Genomic DNA, 15,470 nt, shown 5'->3' with positions numbered 1-15,470 from the left:
ATGCAGGCGCAAAATTCTCAGCCGGTCGACCGGACAATCGATGTGGACAGCCTGATGCGGGCGTTGCTGCGCGACGTGCTCGGCCTGTCGCAGGACAGGGTCGATGCGTTCGACGCGGACACCCCGCTGTTCGGCGCCCTCCCCGAACTGGATTCCATGGCGGTCGCCGGATTGCTGACCGAGATGGAGGATCGTTTCGACATCCTGATCGAGGATGAGGATATAGACGGCGACACGTTCGAGACGTTCGGATCGCTGGTCGCCTTCGCCCAGGCCAAGGTCGGCTGAAACAGCCGACCCGCCCGTCGGAGGCAGTTATTTTGTTTTCCGCGTTCTGCGAGCCGTCGGCTGTTCCAGCCGACTTCAGAACGCTTCAGGCCTCCACCAACGCCTCGAAATCCTGTTCCGCCAGAAACTTCTCGACATCCAGCGCAGCCATGCAGCCCATGCCCGCCGCCGTCACCGCCTGACGATAAATCTTGTCGGTAACGTCCCCCGCCGCGAAGACGCCGGGGATGGCGGTATGGGTCGTGCCCTTTTCAACGACGATATAGCCTTCGTCGAGCGGCAGCTTGCCGTCGAACAATTCGGTCGCGGGGTGATGGCCGATCGCGACGAAGCCGCCGTCGGTCGGCACATGCGATTTTTCGCCGGTCACCGTGTCGATCAGGTCCACGCCGACCAGCCCTTCGGGCGTGCCGCCGCCGACGAACTTGTCCACCGCCTTGTTCCACAACACCTTGATGTTCGGATGGGCGTGGAGGCGCGCTTGCAGGATCTTTTCGGCGCGCAGGCTGTCGCGGCGATGGATCAGCGTCACGTCATGGCTGTGGTTGGTGAGGTAGAGCGCCTCTTCGACCGCAGTGTTGCCGCCGCCGATCACCACCACCTTCTTGCCGCGATAGAAGAAACCGTCGCAGGTGGCGCAGGCCGATACGCCCTTGCCCTGAAGATGCTCCTCCCCCTCGACGCCCAGCCATTTGGCCTGCGCGCCGGTGCAGATGACCAATGTGTCGGCGACATAGAGCGTGCCGCTGTCGCCCTTCAGCCGGAACGGGCGTTCGGACAGGTCGATATCGACGATCTGGTCGTACATCATCTGCGCGCCGACATGCTCGGCCTGCGCCTGCATCTGCTCCATCAGCCACGGTCCCTGGATCACATCCTTGAAACCGGGATAATTTTCGACGTCGGTGGTGATGGTCAGCTGCCCGCCGGGCTGCATCCCCTGCACCACGATCGGCGCCAGACCCGCGCGCGCGCCATAGATGGCGGCAGACAGACCGGCCGGGCCGGAACCGAGGATGAGCATGCGGGTGGAATGGGTGGCGGTCATGTCAGGCTTTCAACTGTGATTCGTGTCGGCCAGAGAGATAGGCAGCGGGGACGCGGGTGCAAGCGAAGGATTTGCTTGGGACGCCCCAAGCGCCGCTGCGATGGGGCGATTACGGTAACCATAAAGCGCCACCGGGGTCACGGGCCGGAAGTTCACAGTGTCGATGCGCGATATTTTCGGGGTTTTGCACCGGGGATGCGACAGCAAAGCGCTCGCGACGCGACAGCCGGGTCACACTGGCGCACCGGGAACGCGCCGATCGGGTCACAGCACCGCGCCGGTGACGCGCCTTGTGGGTTACGGGTTGGCGGCCCGGTTGCGGGGCCAAGGGTGCGGGCATGGGGACGAGGCGCAAGGGTTCCATCTGGCAGGATAGATCAGAGATTATCCTACATTGGTAGCAGGAGTTTTTTGGGGGGGGATGACGGCGGCGATTGTGTGAGAGGACTGGGAATGGCCGGAAGCAGCCTGTCAGCTTCCGGCATGAAGATAGTGAAACCAGACGATCGCGCCAGCTACCTGAAGCCAACGATTAACGCCGAGCGCGAATGCGCAGAGAGAACAATTATTGAACATGCGGAACTACCGCCTATCTTGATGACAGGGGTTTCATGGAGGGAAGGGAAGTCGTGCTTCAGGGGGAAATGGTTCTTCGGATATGGGATGTTGAGCACGGTGCTTGCGCCATGCTTCAGCACCAGATCGGCGACTACGGTGGTCGCCTGGCCATGATCGATTCTGGCTGCACGGATACGTGGCACCCCAGCTCCTACATCAAAAACCACATGGGCAGATCGGTGCTGGACTATTTGTTCATCACGAACGCCGACCAAGATCATATGTCTGATCTCAAAGGGTTGGACTCTTCAGGTGTCGCGGTCACGACGCTCGTTCGGAACCCGACCTACTCGGGTCAGCAGATGGCGGGAATTAAGGCGGTGAGCGGTCCGTTAACGCGCGATGCAGAATGGTACGTCAGCGCCTGTGACCGATTCAACTCGCCGGTCAGCGAACCGTTCGACAATCACATGGCCGGGATAACTGCGACTTGGTTCTTCAAACCCTATCCGCAGTTCGTGAAGACGAATGACCTCAGCTTGGTCGTGTTTATCAAATATGCCGGTTTCAAGATCCTGTTCCCCGGCGATCTGGAAGGAGCAGGCTGGCGCGCCCTGCTTGATCGAGCCGACTTCCGAGCAGAACTGATGAACACCAATATCCTCGTAGCATCGCATCACGGCCGGTTTAGCGGGTTCTGTGAGGAGGCATTCAACCACTTCACGCCCGATGCCGTGGTAGTCTCCGATAAACCTATCATGCACGAGACGCAGCGTATGGTGCCTGATTATCGCCGTCTGGTTTCCGGTAAAGGTGTCATGGTTCGGACGACCAGTAAGCGAAGGCACGTTTTGACCACGCGCCGAGACGGATGGATACAGTTTCGTGTGGACGGTAACGGCGGATACTTTATCGACACGGAATACGCCGGATGAGCAGCAAATCGCTCAAATCAGAGTATCAGAAATGGCTCTGGATGCTGGCAACGGCGGACCTAATCGTTGTGCTTCTGGCCTTGGTCCCCGGCATTCCTTCCAACGCTAGCCTTGCACAATTGGGGAACTGGCGATTGCTGACCACGGTTGTCGTGCCGATCGGCGTCCTGCTGCTTGTAAACGTCTTACCGCACAAGGTGAAGTGCATGCTGGTCTATTGGAAGCCGTATGGTTGGCTTCCCGGCTGCGAAGTGTTCAGCAGGTTCGCTCCCGACGATGTTCGCATCGACATGGCAAATCTCACGAAGAATGTCGGGCCTCTGCCTACCGACGCGGGGGCGCAGAACGCGCGCTGGTATCAGCTCTACAAGCTGGTGGAGAACCAAATCGAGATACTGGAAGTGCATCGCTCGTTCTTGATGTATCGCGATATGGCGACCCTCAGCCTTCCCTTTGTCGGTCTAGCTCCGCTCTGCCTATATTTTGCAGGCGCGTCGGAAGAGGCGCAATGGATCGGGGCTGGCATCTTCCTCGTCCAGTTCATTCTCACCGCGATAAGTGCACGGTGGAGCGGGATACGTTTCGTCTGTAACGTGCTGGCGATCCACTCTGCCCGGAAGGTCGCAGGCGCGACGACACCTCGCGCGCGCAAGGCGAGACCGAGTTGACGTTGGGCTTCGTCAACGGCGCCGCATCTGTTTACTCACACCATCATAAATTATGGCCGCTTTCGGGATGGCTAGTGAGCAATTCTAACTACCTAAACGGGCGCAAATCGGCCGCCCCTGCCCGCTCAATCCAACACGTTAGGCAGATCCTCGAAACCCTTGCGCAACGCCGCGCTCCAGCCCTGAGAGATCATCAGGAATTCCTCATTATCCGCCTCTATGCGAGTGCGGACGCGGAAGTCGTAGGTGTCGGTGGGGATCACCGTCAGGTCGAGCGGCATGCCGACCGACAGGTTGGAGCGTAGCGTCGAATCCATCGATACCAGCACCGCCTTGGTCGCGTCTTCCAGGCTGGTTTCGCGTTGGATGATGCGGTCCAGGATGGGCTTGCCATATTTATGCTCGCCGATCTGGAAGAAGGGCGTGTCTTCGGTCGCCTCGATGAAATTGCCGGCGGAATAGATGAGGTAGAGGCGCGGCTTGCCGCCCCGGCGCTGGCCCGCGATCATGATCGACGCGCTGGCGCCCGAACCGCCCATTTCGATGTTGGAGCGATAGCGTTGCTGCATCTTCTGCATGGCATCGCCCACGATCTGCGCCACGCGATACATGGTGTCGCAATTGAGGATGGTTTCGACTTCGGGGTCGAACTGGGCTTCCTTGATCGCCTTGCTCAGCGTGGCCTTCACCCCCTGGGTGATGGACAGGTTGCCCGAACACATCAGCGTGATCGCGCGCTCACCGGGCACATGATAGGTGAAGCTTTTCCGGAAACGCGCGATATTGTCCATGCCCGCATTGGTGCGGGTGTCGGACAGCATGACCAGTCCCTGGTCCACGCGCACGGCCACACAATAAGTCACGGCCCCCCGGCCTCCTGTCATTCTGCCGTCGCGATCGGCGAATCGTCGGATATGCCATCCGACGTGCGACCGCTTTGGGTTAAGCCTCAGAGTCGGGCGGGGTAGCCTGCTGCTGCTGCTTCTGCAACTGCCGCTGTTCAACTCCGTCTTCGGCCTGCGCGATACGGACGTCGGCGTCAATCCATATGTCACCTGCCACCGTGACCGAGCCACGGATCGGCGCGGCTTCGTCCGCATCCAGACCGCTGGCGACGCGCAGATAACGTTCGGTGACGCAAACGCGGTTGGACGGGTCGAAGCCGATCCAGCCCAGTTGGGGCAGATAGGCTTCGGCCCAGCCATGGGTTTCGTGGAGCGCATCGCCATCCCCCGCCAGCAGATAGCCGGAGACGTAGCGGGCCGGGATGCCGATGGAGCGGGCGGCGGCGATGAAGACCTGCGCATGGTCCTGACACACGCCAGCGCCCAGCGCGAAGGCTTGCGCGGCGGTCGTGTTCGACGTGGTGACGCCGGCGCGATACTGGACCGCGTCGCTGACGGCGGCGGACAAAGCGTGGAGCGTGGCGAGCGGGCCGTCCTGCTCCGGCAGGTCGCGGGCCATGGCGGCGATGCCGGCCGATGCGCGGGTCAGGCGGGTGTCGCGCAGGAAGTAGCGGGTATCGACCCGGCTGCTGAGATGGCCGACCACGCCATGGCTTTCGCGCGTGTCGACCAGCCCTTCGGCCACGATGGTCGCATGGTCGAGCCGGTCGTGGCGGATCCAGATCGCCTCCCGCTCGCCATAGCTGTTGGGGTGAAAGCCGGTGATCGGCTCGCCGTTCACGCTGACCTGCCATTCCAGCACCGTCTGGGCGGGCGTATCGACCGGCATCAGCTTCAGGCGCATGGCGACCCGGCCGGCGCTGGCGGCGTAGCGATAGACGGTCTGGTGGCGAACGAGCAATTTCATCGACGCGCCCTCCCCCTCCTGCGGTCAGCCGAAATGATAGGCCTGCGCGATTTCCGCGCCCAGCCGGTTGGTCATGGACAGGCCGTGCTGCACCGTTTCATGCAGGCCGAAACGGAAGATTTCGCCGCTGTCCAGCTTCTCCAGCGCGGTCACCATTTCCTGCACCGTGTCGTTGCAGGCGGCGCGCGCATCATGCCAGCCGGCCAGGCGATTGAGCCGATAGGCCAGCTGATCGTAGCAATAGGCGACGCTGCGCGGGAAGAGCCGGTTGAGCATCAGGAAATCGGTGATCTGCCAGGGCGTGTAGGTGCCGCCATAGACATGATGATAGGCGCGGCTGCCCGAAAGCGCATGCAGCACCGACGTCCATTGATAATGGTCGCGATTGCCGCCGATCACTTCGGTTTCGGGGAGCAGGACATAATATTTGACGTCCAGCAGGCGCAGCGTCATCTGCGCCCGCTCCAGCGCGGAGCCGGTGCGCAGGAAATCATGGCCTTCGTTGCGCAACTGGCCCGAATGGGCGGCGCCGCGGAAGGTCATGACGCGGGTCTTCACCCAGTCGATCAGTGTGGGAAGCTGCTGCCGCGCTTCGCCGACATCATAGCTGTCGAGCTTGCGCCAGCCTTCGTTCAGTGCCTCCCACATATCCTGCGTGAGCATGGTGCGGGCCGACTTGGCGTTGGCGCGGGCTTTGAGCAGGCAGGAGCGGATCGAGGAGGGATTGTCGGGGTCCAGCATCAGGAAGGAGACGACGTCGCTTTCCGTCACCTGCTGGCCTTCGGGAAATTGATGGCCCGAACCGGTGGCGCGCACGACCGAGCGCCATTCGTCGCGATGATGCGCGCCGGGCAGGATCGCCATACGCTGCCCCATGGTCAGCAGCCGCGCGGTCGCCTCCGCCCGCTCCATATAGCGCGCCATCCAGAAAAGATTTTCGGCGGTCCGGCTCAGCATGGGGTAATTTCCCGGTCAAACATGAACATGGGTGTGCGGAGATTTGCCTCGGAGTGAGGCGAAAATGGTGCTGTTCGAGAACCGGCGCGCAGCGTGCTCAAAGCACGTGAGCACCGGAAGCGCAGAACAGCGCCATTTCCAGCCCGCTCCGGGGCAAATATGCGTGCACCCATCATCAATCCTGCAAGACCCAGGTGTCTTTGACCCCGCCGCCCTGGCTGGAGTTCACCACCAGCGACCCTTCGGTCAGCGCGACGCGGGTGAGGCCGCCGGGGACGAGGCGGATCTGCTTGCCGACCAGGCAATAGGGACGGAAGTCCGCATGGCGACCGACCACCGCCGCTGGCCCCAGCGTCGGCACGGTGGACAGGTCGAGCGTGGGTTGCGCGATGAATTCGCCCGGATTGGCCCTGATCCGCGCGGCATAGGCCTCCACCTCGTCCTTCGTGGACTTGGGACCGATCAGCATGCCGTAGCCGCCCGAACCATGGACTTCCTTGGCGACCAGCTCGTGCAGATTTTCCAGCACATATTGCAGTTCGTCGGGCTTGCCGCATTGCCAGGTCTGGATATTGTCCAGGATCGGCTTTTCGCCCAGATAGAAGCGGATCATCTCCGGCACGTAGATATAGACCGCCTTGTCGTCGGCTATGCCCGATCCGGGCGCCGAGGCCAGCGTGACGCCGCCATTGCGATAGACGTTGAAGATGCCCGGCACGCCCAGCAGACTGTCCGGACGGAATACCAGCGGATCGATATATTCGTCGTCGATGCGGCGATAGATCACGTCCACCGCCTTAGGCCCCAGCGTCGTCTTCATCCAGACGCGGTCGTCGTCCACGAACAGGTCCGCCGGCTCGACCAGTTCCACGCCCATCAGATCGGCGAGAAAGCTGTGCTCATAATAAGCGCTGTTGAGCGAACCGGGGGTCAGCACGACCACGACGGGATCGCCCTTGCAGGCGGGCGGCGCGACTTCCTTCAGGCTTTTGAGCAATTCAGCGGGATAATCGTCCACCGGCGCAACGATCCCCTGCGCGAACAATTCGGGGAACATGCGCGTCATGATCTCGCGATTTTCGAGCATGTAGGACACGCCCGAGGGGGTGCGGCAATTATCCTCCAGCACCTCGAAACGGCCCGGCCCGGTGCGCACGATGTCGATGCCCACGATATGGCTGTACACCTTGCCCGGCGGCGAGAAGTCCGCCATTTCCGCGAGATAGGCGCTGTTGCGATAGATGATGTCGGCAGGCATGATGCCGGCCTTCACGATTTCGCCGCGATGATAGACGTCGTGCAGGAAGGCGTTGAGCGCCCGCGCGCGCTGACGGATGCCCTTGTCCAGGATGCGCCATTCGTTCGCGGTGAAGATGCGCGGCAGCAGGTCGAACGGGATCAGCCGTTCGGGATCGCCGCCCTCGCCATAGACGGCGAAGGTGATGCCGATGCGGCGGAAGATCGCTTCCGCTTCATCCATGCGGCGATTGAGTCCGGCTATGCCCGTTCGCTCCACCCACTTCTGCACCTCGTCATAGCAAGGGCGTATCGAACCATCCGGTTCAAACATTTCATGGAAGGGCAAGTGGACGATCCTCCCTCGGCCAGCGGCCGGTTGTGCATTGCAATATGTGTGCGCCGGCCTGTGACGATTGCAAGGCAAAAATGGCGAGAGAGGAAAAGGTTTCCGTGGCCTTCATGATATATGGCGGAAATGCGCTATCATTTCGTTTTTGCGCGCAGCTTTCAGGGAGATAATCGAGGATGGCCCACATGCGCCGGACCTTCGCGTCCTGGACCATCGCCGCGTCATTGGCCCTGACCGGTTGCGCGGGCACGATGCGCGAACAGATCTACAAGGCCAGCGAAGCGCCGATCGACATCGCCCAATGGACTCATGTCCGCCCACAGACATGGACGGTCAAGACGGCCGACGGGCTGACCCTGACCGGCTATTACTGGCCGGGCGACCCGATGGACCGGGACGTCATCCTCTTCTTCCACGGGCGCGGATCGAACCAGGGGGTCGCGGCCCGCTATGCCGAACATCTGACCGGTCGGGGCGATCATGTCATCGTCGTGTCCTATCGCGGATTCGGCGGCAATCCGGGCAGCCCGACTCAGGCGGGGCTGGTGGACGACGGCCGCCGCTTCATCGCGCAAGCGCGGAACGTGATCGGATCGAACGCGCGCATATTCCTGGTCGGCCATTCGCTGGGCGGCGCGGTGGCGCTGCATGTCGCGGCGACGGTGCCGGTCGCCGGCGTCATCACCCTGTCCACCTTCGACAAGCTGGCGCAATCCGCGCCCAACGGCATCGGCGCGCTGCTGCCCGACAAATGGAATAATCTGGACGCCGCGACGAAGATCCGGGCGCCGCTGGTCATGATCCACGGCACCGCAGACGACAGGGTCGACATGGATCAGGCCGGCGCGCTGTTCGCCGCGGCGGGCCATCCGACCGACTGGCTGATCGCGCCGGGCGCCGGCCACAACCCGGACATGGCAACGCTCGGCCCGCTGGTCAGCGAGGCGGTTGAGGCCGTGGATGACGATGGGCTGGACGGCTATCCGACGGCGCTGCCGGCCGGCTGGACGGTGCGGCGGAAATGAGCGCGCAACTTTTCTGAAAAAGCGCTGTTGACCACCCCGCATCCCCTGCGTATAGCGCCGCCTCACCGCAGGGCTTGCCGCCCGGCGAGGCCCTTTGGGGCGGAGTAGCTCAGCTGGTTAGAGCAGCGGAATCATAATCCGCGTGTCGGGGGTTCAAGTCCCTCCTCCGCTACCATTTTATTACTGCCACAACGCACATCCTCCTTGCCTCCCCTTGCAAAGCGCGCCAATCACCCTGCCAAATAGGGCAGAAGAGGATATTGGCGGCATGAGCTATTATGACGTTCTGATCGTGGGTGCGGGCCATGCGGGGGCGCAGGCGGGAATCGCGCTGCGCCAGGCTGGCTTCGACGGCACGGTCGCCATGATCGGCGACGAGCAATATCCGCCCTACGAACGTCCGCCGCTTTCCAAGGAATATTTCGCGGGCGACAAGAGCTTCGATCGCATCCTGATCCGCCCGGCCGCTTTCTGGGGCGAGCGCAAGATCGACATGCTGCTGGTCAAGCGCGTCAGGAGCGTCGATCCCGAAGGCAAGTTCGTGACCATAGGCGACGAGGAAATCGGCTATGGCAAGCTGATCTGGTGTACCGGCGGCAGCCCACGCATGCTGACCTGCAATGGCGCGGACGCGCATAATGTCCATGCCGTGCGCCGCCGCGACGATGTCGACGCGATGATGGCGAAGATCGACAGCATCAACCATGTGACCATCATCGGCGGCGGCTATATCGGGCTTGAGGCTGCGGCCGTATTGTCGAAGTTCGGCAAGACGGTCGTGCTGCTGGAGGCGCTGGACCGGGTGCTGGCGCGCGTGGCGGGCGAAGACCTGTCGCGCTTCTACGAGGCGGAGCATCGCGCCCATGGCGTGGACCTGCGCACCGGCGCGCGGATGGATTGTATCGAAGTCGCCGATGGAAAGGCGACCGCCGTGCTGATGCAGGATGGCGAGCGGATCGAAACCGACATGGTGATCGTGGGCATCGGCATCATCCCCGAAACCGGCCCGCTGATCGCGGCGGGCGCAGCCGGTGGCAACGGCGTGGATGTGGATGAATTTTGCCGCACCAGCCTGCCCGACATCTATGCCGTGGGCGATTGCGCAGCGCATGCCAACCGCTTTGCCGGCGGCGCGCAGATGCGGCTGGAATCGGTGCAGAATGCGAACGATCAGGCGAAGGTCGCAGTGGCGCATATCCTGGGCAAGGCGGAGGCCTATGACGCCGTGCCGTGGTTCTGGTCGAACCAATATGATCTGAAGTTGCAGACGGTGGGCCTGTCGACTGGTTTCGACCAGACCGTCACGCGCGGCGATCCGGCCAGCCGCAGCTTTTCGGTCGTGTATCTGAAGGGCGGCAAGGTGATCGCGCTGGATTGCGTCAACATGGTCAAGGATTATGTGCAGGGCCGCGCCCATGTCATCGCCGGTGCGGCGCTGGACGTGGCGCAGCTGGGCGATGCGAGCGTGCCGTTGAAGGAAGTGGGATTGGCGTAAGGGTTGGGTGCGATAGGCGGAGGACATCACTTCTCCCCTCCCTCTTAGGGAGGGGCCGGGGGTGGGTACGCCGCGCAGCGGCGCTCCATTCTCGATTGGTCAGCAACTCGCTTCGCTCGCCACCCACCCCAACCCCTCCCTTAAAAGGGAGGGGCTAATGTCTTGCCCCCCTTCCCCGCCATTCCCCTCACCCCCTGAACATGGCCTTCATCGCCGGCTCCCATGGCCCGCCGCGATAATGCCAGGCGGCAAGGCCCGCGATCTTCAACGGGCGCGGGTGGAAATCCTGGCCTAGCGTCTCCGCCAGCGCCTTTGCTTCGGCCGGCGCGACCTTGTTCTGGACGGTGATGTGCAGGCGCGGGCGGGCCTGATCCTGCGGCGTCAGCAGGCCCGCAAAGGCATCGGCCAGATCATCGCGCATCGCCATCAGCGCCGGGCTGTCCACACGGAACGCCACGCCCCGGCCCAGCAACATCACCTCCGTCAGCCGCGCAGGCGGCGGCGGCCCGGCGCAGAGCCGTTTGAGGCGCGCGGACACCTCCTCCAGTGCGGAGGGAGGCAGATGGTGGAACAGCGTCAGATGCGCGGACAGGATGTTGCGATCCGGCGGAAAATGCGCGCGGCGCAGGCCGTCCGCCCAGGCGAAATCGGCCGCACCCAACAGCGCCGTGACGATGATCGGCGCGCTCATCGGACGGACTTCCGTCGGCGCCCAAGCAGGCGTAGGATGCGATCATGACGGCTCCGTATCATTGGAGCGTCGCTTCGGGAGGGAGTCATCATGTCGGCACCGCGTTCCTTCATTCTCATCGCCATCGCGTTCCTGCTCTGGAACCTGATGGGGATTGCCTCCTTCGTCATGCAATATCTGATGGACCTGAACGCACTGGCCAAAACGGATCCCGGCGGCGCGCAGATTTTCGCCGCCATGCCTGCCTGGCTCTGGCTGGATTATGGCATCGCGGTGCTGGCCGGATTTGGCGGCGCGCTCTTCCTGCTGCTGCGCAAACAGGCGGCGGTGCAGCTGTTCCTGTTGTCGTTGATCGCGGTGGTGGTGCAGTTCGGCTATGTCTTTGCCGCCACGCCGATCATCGCGATCAAGGGCGTGATGGTGGCGACCGCCTTTCCGATCCTGATCTTCGTCATCGCGATCGTGCAATGGCGCTATGCCAGCGTACAGCGGGCGAAGGGGATCATCCGCTAAATATCGTCAAAGCTCCCCGCGCGCGCGGCGGATTTCGAACCATTTGCGCACATTTTCATTATGCTGCTGGTAGGTGTCGGCGAAGATATGGCCGCCCTTGCCGTCGGCCACGAAGTATAACGCCTTGGTCTGCGCCGGATGCAGTACCGCGAGGATGGACAAGCGCCCCGGATTGGCGATCGGCCCCTTGGGCAGGCCCACCATCGCATAAGTGTTATAATCGTTCACCGCCGCGATTTCCGACTTGCGGATGCGACGGCCGAGCGGCTTGCCCTTGGTGATCGGGTAGATGATCGTCGGGTCCGCCTGCAACATCATGTTGGTGCGCAGGCGGTTGGCATAGACGCCCGCGACCGTCGGCCGCTCCGCCGGAACGCCGGTTTCCTTCTCGACGATGCTGGCCAGTATGACGGCTTCGCGCGGGGTCTTCACCACCAGCCCCTGCCCCCGCTCGGCCCAGAGTTGCGCGAGCAGCTTGTCCATCGCCGCCTGCATGCGTTTCAGCACGGCGGCGCGCGGCTCGCCCTTGTCGAAGGCATAGCTGTCGGGCAGAACGCTGCCTTCCTCCGGCACCTTGATATCGCCGGTCAGCTGGTCGTTGGCCATCAGCCGCTCATAGACCAGGATGGAGGGCATCCCCTCGGGTATGGTGACGAGGCGGGTGAGCGTCTTGCCGCCTTGCAGGATGGAGAGGATGTCGCTGTTGCTGGCGCCGGCGGGGATGGTGAATTCGCCCGCCTTGATCGACTTGCCCGCACCGAAAACCTTGGCCCGCGTCAGGAAAGCGTCGGCGGAGCGCACGGCACCCGCCTGTTTCAGCAGCACCGCCGCGTCGGACAGCGTCGATCCTTCGGGCACGATGACGCTGACATCCTGCGTCGCCGGTCCCTGTTCGCTCCAGCCATAGACGAAGCGAAAGCCGATGAAAGCCGCGACGGCGAGGCCGATCAGAAGGACGACGCAGCCCAGGCGGCGCATCGGATTGCCGGATCGTCTTGCCATGGATTAGCGCGTTCCCCGGCGAAATTGTTGGGAGGCACGTGACTCCCAACAAGGGTCCAGTTCGGACGCCGCTGCTGGACCCCGGCCTTCGCCGGGGAACAACGAAACGGGCCGGGCCATCATTGTCAGATCGCCTTCATGATGAGCGAGGCGTTGGTGCCGCCGAAACCGAACGAGTTGTTCAGCACCGCGCGCACCTTGCGTTCCTTGGCGACGTGCGGGACCAGGTCCACGCCCTTGCAGCTTTCGCTCGGTTCATCGAGGTTCAGCGTCGGCGGCACGATCTGGTCGCGCATGGCGAGGATGCAGAAGATGCTCTCCACCGCGCCCGCGCCGCCCAGCAGATGCCCGATGGCCGACTTGGTGGACGACATCGACATGGTGGACAGGTTGTCGCCGAACAGACGCTTGACCGCGCCCAGTTCCAGCTCGTCGCCCAGCGGGGTCGAGGTGCCGTGCGCGTTCACATAGTCGATGTCCTCAAGGCTGAGGCCCGACTTTTTCAGCGCCATCTGCATCGAGCGGAAACCGCCCGAGCCTTCGGGATGCGGGGCCGTCACATGATAGGCGTCGCCCGACAGGCCGTAACCGATGACTTCGGCATAGATTTTCGCGCCACGCTTCTTGGCATGCTCATATTCTTCGAGCACGACCACGCCCGCGCCTTCGCCCATGACGAAGCCGTCACGGTTGACGTCATAGGGACGCGACGCCTTTTCCGGCGTGTCGTTGAAATTGGTGCTGAGCGCGCGCGCCTGCGCGAAGCCGGCGATGCCGATCGGGCAGATCGCGCTTTCCGCGCCGCCCGCGAGCATGACGTCGGCATCGTCCATCGCGATCATGCGCGCGGCGTCGCCGATCGAGTGGGCGCCGGTCGAACAGGCGGTGACGACCGCATGGTTCGGCCCCATCAGGCCATATTTGATCGACACCTGGCCGGAGATCAGGTTGATCAGGCGACCATGGACGAAGTGCGGCGACACGCGGCTCGGCCCTTTGGTGGCCAGCACCTGCGATTCGCTTTCGATGCCCGGCAGACCACCGATGCCCGAACCGATCGAGCAACCGGCGCGCAGCCGTTCTTCTTCCGACATATTGTCCAGCCCCGCGTCGCGCAGCGCTTCGCTGGCGGCGGAAATGCCGTAGACGATGAAGGGATCGACCTGACGCTGAATCTTGTGATCGACGTCCAGGCTGGCATCATAGCCATATTCATGACCCACCGGCTTCACTTCGCAGGCGATGCGGCATTTATATTCGCTGGCGTCGAAGCGGGCGATGGTGGCCGCGCCCGATTTGGAAGCAATGATATTCTTCCAGCTGGTTTCGACATTTCCGCCCAGCGGGCTGACCATGCCAAGGCCGGTTACGACGACGCGACGCATATGCTTGCTCCGAAATATTCTCTTTGGCTCAACGCCGTTCCATCTAGTCGCTTGAACCGGATTTGTGAACGGCGCACCAGATACGAAAAGGCTCCCCGCGCTCCGGGGTCACCGGACAGGAGGAGCCATTTCCTAACGCGCAGGGCGGCCCGAGCGAACGACGCGCGGGCCGCAAAACGCCTTACTGCTTGCTGTCGATATAATCGATCGCGTCCTTGACGGTGGCGATCTTCTCGGCAGCGTCGTCGGGGATTTCGACGCCGAATTCTTCTTCGAACGCCATCACCAGTTCGACGATGTCCAGGCTGTCCGCGCCCAGATCGTCGATGAAGCTGGCGTCCTCGGTCACCTTCTCGGCTTCAACGCCCAGATGCTCGACGACGATTTTCTTTACGCGATCCGCGGTCTCACTCATGAGTGGTCCTTCTTACTGGGTATCGTTGGTGGTTCTGAATAACCGTTAAGGCATTGCCCTAGTGCCAAGCTCCGATAGAGGCAAGAGGCAAGGCCGCCAAGCCCCTTCATTCGCTCTGGCAAGGTTGAGGCCATAAAAACCGCCCTTTTGTCACATGATAACAGTCGATTTTCCGGAATTTCAGCGACTTCGCGGGCGTGGGGGCACCATGGCGCCCTGCCCCCAGCCCGATTCACCTGTCATGCCACCCCCTGAGCGATCGGCGTCTTTCCTGTCGCTAGCAAGGACGATCATCGGCCTCCTGACCCCCTTCGCGGCCACCAGCGGTGCGGCAGATTCGCACGCCATGGGGCACGCCCGGCGTCTGGACCGCAGGTGGAATGCTGCGTTACCCTGGCCCGACCTGATGCTGCGGAGGATATGCTTGTGATATGGGGGTCAGCGCTGCTGATGATGGCGGCCACGGCGCAGCCGGGCGCCGCGCATGCCGCCAGCGCGCAACATCGCGCAGCGCAGAAGCTTGGCCTGCCGGCCGATGCGGTGAACGTTACCCCGGCGATATGGAATGGCCGGCCATGGGTGTTCGCGGACTATCTGACCGGCAAGCCGGACGAGGACGAACGGCAGCTGGTGATGCTGGACGAGCAGATGACCCGCGCGCCGGTTCAGGTCACAGTCGGCGAGCAGGAAGGCGGCGCGCCCCGCATCCTGGCCATCGGCTTTGCCAATGCGGATCGGGACAAGGCGCGCGAACTGATCGTCATCCTCGCCTGGGACATCCGCCATTATGACGTCAGCGGCACCATGTACGGCATCCGCATATTGGACGACTGGAAGCCGGGCCAGCACGCGCTGCGCCCGGTCGCGGCGGCCGAGCGACTGTTCAAACAATATGCCTGCGATTGCGGGCGGCGCGACGGGTCGGACACGGTGGCGAAGGTGAAGACCATCGCGGCAGTGAAGCAGGTGGGCACCTCCATCAACCTGGTGATCTGAGCGGATGGGTGCGTAATTGGCCGGCATGGGCGTGATTTACGTACTGCGTGGTGGCTCCATACCGCTGCCTTTTGGCCGAAGTTTCGGGTTTCGG

At 62.8% G+C, this 15,470-nt stretch carries 16 protein-coding genes and 1 tRNA gene; 8 read left to right on the top strand and 9 right to left on the bottom strand.

Translation table 11 applies throughout. From position 1 onward, the window contains the following. Window positions 1–288: an acyl carrier protein gene (locus tag F4U94_RS17645; protein ID WP_120249598.1), complete on the top strand. Its 288-nt coding sequence runs from the start codon at window positions 1–3 to the stop codon at window positions 286–288. An 85-nt stretch (window positions 289–373) separates the two neighbouring features. Here F4U94_RS17645 and trxB read toward each other — a convergent pair whose 3' ends face one another. Beyond that, a complete protein-coding gene (gene trxB, locus F4U94_RS17640) occupies window positions 374–1,336 on the bottom strand; it encodes a thioredoxin-disulfide reductase (protein ID WP_120249597.1) in 963 nt (320 codons plus the stop codon). Between the two features lie 629 nt (window positions 1,337–1,965). Between trxB and F4U94_RS17635 the strand changes: the two genes are divergently transcribed. Beyond that, complete coding sequence (locus F4U94_RS17635; protein WP_232015845.1) at window positions 1,966–2,829, top strand: ComEC/Rec2 family competence protein; 864 nt, start codon at window positions 1,966–1,968, stop codon at window positions 2,827–2,829. Beyond that, entirely contained in the window at window positions 2,826–3,497 is a 672-nt protein-coding gene (locus tag F4U94_RS17630) for a hypothetical protein (RefSeq protein WP_120249595.1), read from the top strand. The genes F4U94_RS17635 and F4U94_RS17630 overlap by 4 nt, the downstream gene beginning before the upstream one ends. Window positions 3,498–3,622: 125 nt before the next feature. Here the strand turns inward: F4U94_RS17630 and F4U94_RS17625 are convergent, their stop codons facing one another. From F4U94_RS17625 to F4U94_RS17610, 4 genes are all read right to left on the bottom strand, one after another. After that, window positions 3,623–4,360, bottom strand: coding sequence for a proteasome-type protease (locus tag F4U94_RS17625; RefSeq protein WP_120249594.1), 738 nt, complete (start codon window positions 4,358–4,360; stop codon window positions 3,623–3,625). Window positions 4,361–4,439: 79 nt separating this feature from the next. Further along, the gene (locus F4U94_RS17620) at window positions 4,440–5,309 is read right to left on the bottom strand and encodes a transglutaminase family protein (RefSeq protein ID WP_120249593.1); all 870 of its coding nucleotides are present in this window, start codon (window positions 5,307–5,309) and stop codon (window positions 4,440–4,442) included. A gap of 24 nt (window positions 5,310–5,333) precedes the next feature. Then, window positions 5,334–6,266, bottom strand: coding sequence for an alpha-E domain-containing protein (locus F4U94_RS17615; protein ID WP_120249592.1), 933 nt, complete (start codon window positions 6,264–6,266; stop codon window positions 5,334–5,336). 175 nt (window positions 6,267–6,441) lie between these two features. Further along, window positions 6,442–7,851 carry a circularly permuted type 2 ATP-grasp protein gene (locus F4U94_RS17610; RefSeq protein WP_120249591.1) on the bottom strand — a complete coding sequence of 470 codons (1,410 nt, stop codon included), beginning with the start codon at window positions 7,849–7,851 and terminating at the stop codon, window positions 6,442–6,444. A 188-nt stretch (window positions 7,852–8,039) separates the two neighbouring features. On the opposite strand from F4U94_RS17610, the gene F4U94_RS17605 reads away from it, so the two are divergent. From F4U94_RS17605 to F4U94_RS17595, 3 genes are all read left to right on the top strand, one after another. Next, window positions 8,040–8,879, top strand: a complete 840-nt coding sequence (locus tag F4U94_RS17605) for an alpha/beta hydrolase (RefSeq protein ID WP_120251966.1) — start codon at window positions 8,040–8,042, stop codon at window positions 8,877–8,879. Window positions 8,880–8,977: 98 nt separating this feature from the next. After that, window positions 8,978–9,054, top strand: a tRNA-Met gene (locus F4U94_RS17600). Window positions 9,055–9,147: 93 nt separating this feature from the next. Continuing rightward, the gene (locus F4U94_RS17595; protein ID WP_120249590.1) at window positions 9,148–10,374 is read left to right on the top strand and encodes an NAD(P)/FAD-dependent oxidoreductase; all 1,227 of its coding nucleotides are present in this window, start codon (window positions 9,148–9,150) and stop codon (window positions 10,372–10,374) included. Window positions 10,375–10,561: 187 nt separating this feature from the next. On the opposite strand, the gene F4U94_RS17590 is transcribed toward F4U94_RS17595, so the two are convergent. After that, window positions 10,562–11,065 (bottom strand): 2'-5' RNA ligase family protein, encoded by a 504-nt coding sequence (locus F4U94_RS17590; RefSeq protein ID WP_120249589.1) that lies wholly within the window; start codon window positions 11,063–11,065, stop codon window positions 10,562–10,564. A 90-nt stretch (window positions 11,066–11,155) separates the two neighbouring features. Between F4U94_RS17590 and F4U94_RS17585 the strand changes: the two genes are divergently transcribed. After that, window positions 11,156–11,578: a sugar transporter gene (locus tag F4U94_RS17585; protein ID WP_120249588.1), complete on the top strand. Its 423-nt coding sequence runs from the start codon at window positions 11,156–11,158 to the stop codon at window positions 11,576–11,578. Between the two features lie 6 nt (window positions 11,579–11,584). Here F4U94_RS17585 and mltG read toward each other — a convergent pair whose 3' ends face one another. The 3 genes from mltG to F4U94_RS17570 form a co-directional block, all read right to left on the bottom strand. Beyond that, window positions 11,585–12,556: an endolytic transglycosylase MltG gene (gene mltG, locus F4U94_RS17580; protein ID WP_120249587.1), complete on the bottom strand. Its 972-nt coding sequence runs from the start codon at window positions 12,554–12,556 to the stop codon at window positions 11,585–11,587. Between the two features lie 149 nt (window positions 12,557–12,705). Continuing rightward, window positions 12,706–13,965: a beta-ketoacyl-ACP synthase II gene (fabF, locus tag F4U94_RS17575; RefSeq protein WP_120249586.1), complete on the bottom strand. Its 1,260-nt coding sequence runs from the start codon at window positions 13,963–13,965 to the stop codon at window positions 12,706–12,708. A 181-nt stretch (window positions 13,966–14,146) separates the two neighbouring features. Continuing rightward, window positions 14,147–14,380 (bottom strand): acyl carrier protein, encoded by a 234-nt coding sequence (locus F4U94_RS17570; protein ID WP_007689016.1) that lies wholly within the window; start codon window positions 14,378–14,380, stop codon window positions 14,147–14,149. Window positions 14,381–14,806: 426 nt separating this feature from the next. On the opposite strand from F4U94_RS17570, the gene F4U94_RS17565 reads away from it, so the two are divergent. Then, entirely contained in the window at window positions 14,807–15,376 is a 570-nt protein-coding gene (locus F4U94_RS17565; protein ID WP_150412117.1) for a hypothetical protein, read from the top strand. Window positions 15,377–15,470: the final 94 nt, after the last annotated feature.

It is taken from the genome of Sphingobium limneticum (genome assembly GCF_008710155.1).
Lineage (GTDB): Bacteria > Pseudomonadota > Alphaproteobacteria > Sphingomonadales > Sphingomonadaceae > Sphingobium > Sphingobium limneticum.
This window is presented reverse-complemented; position numbering and strand designations above follow the sequence as displayed.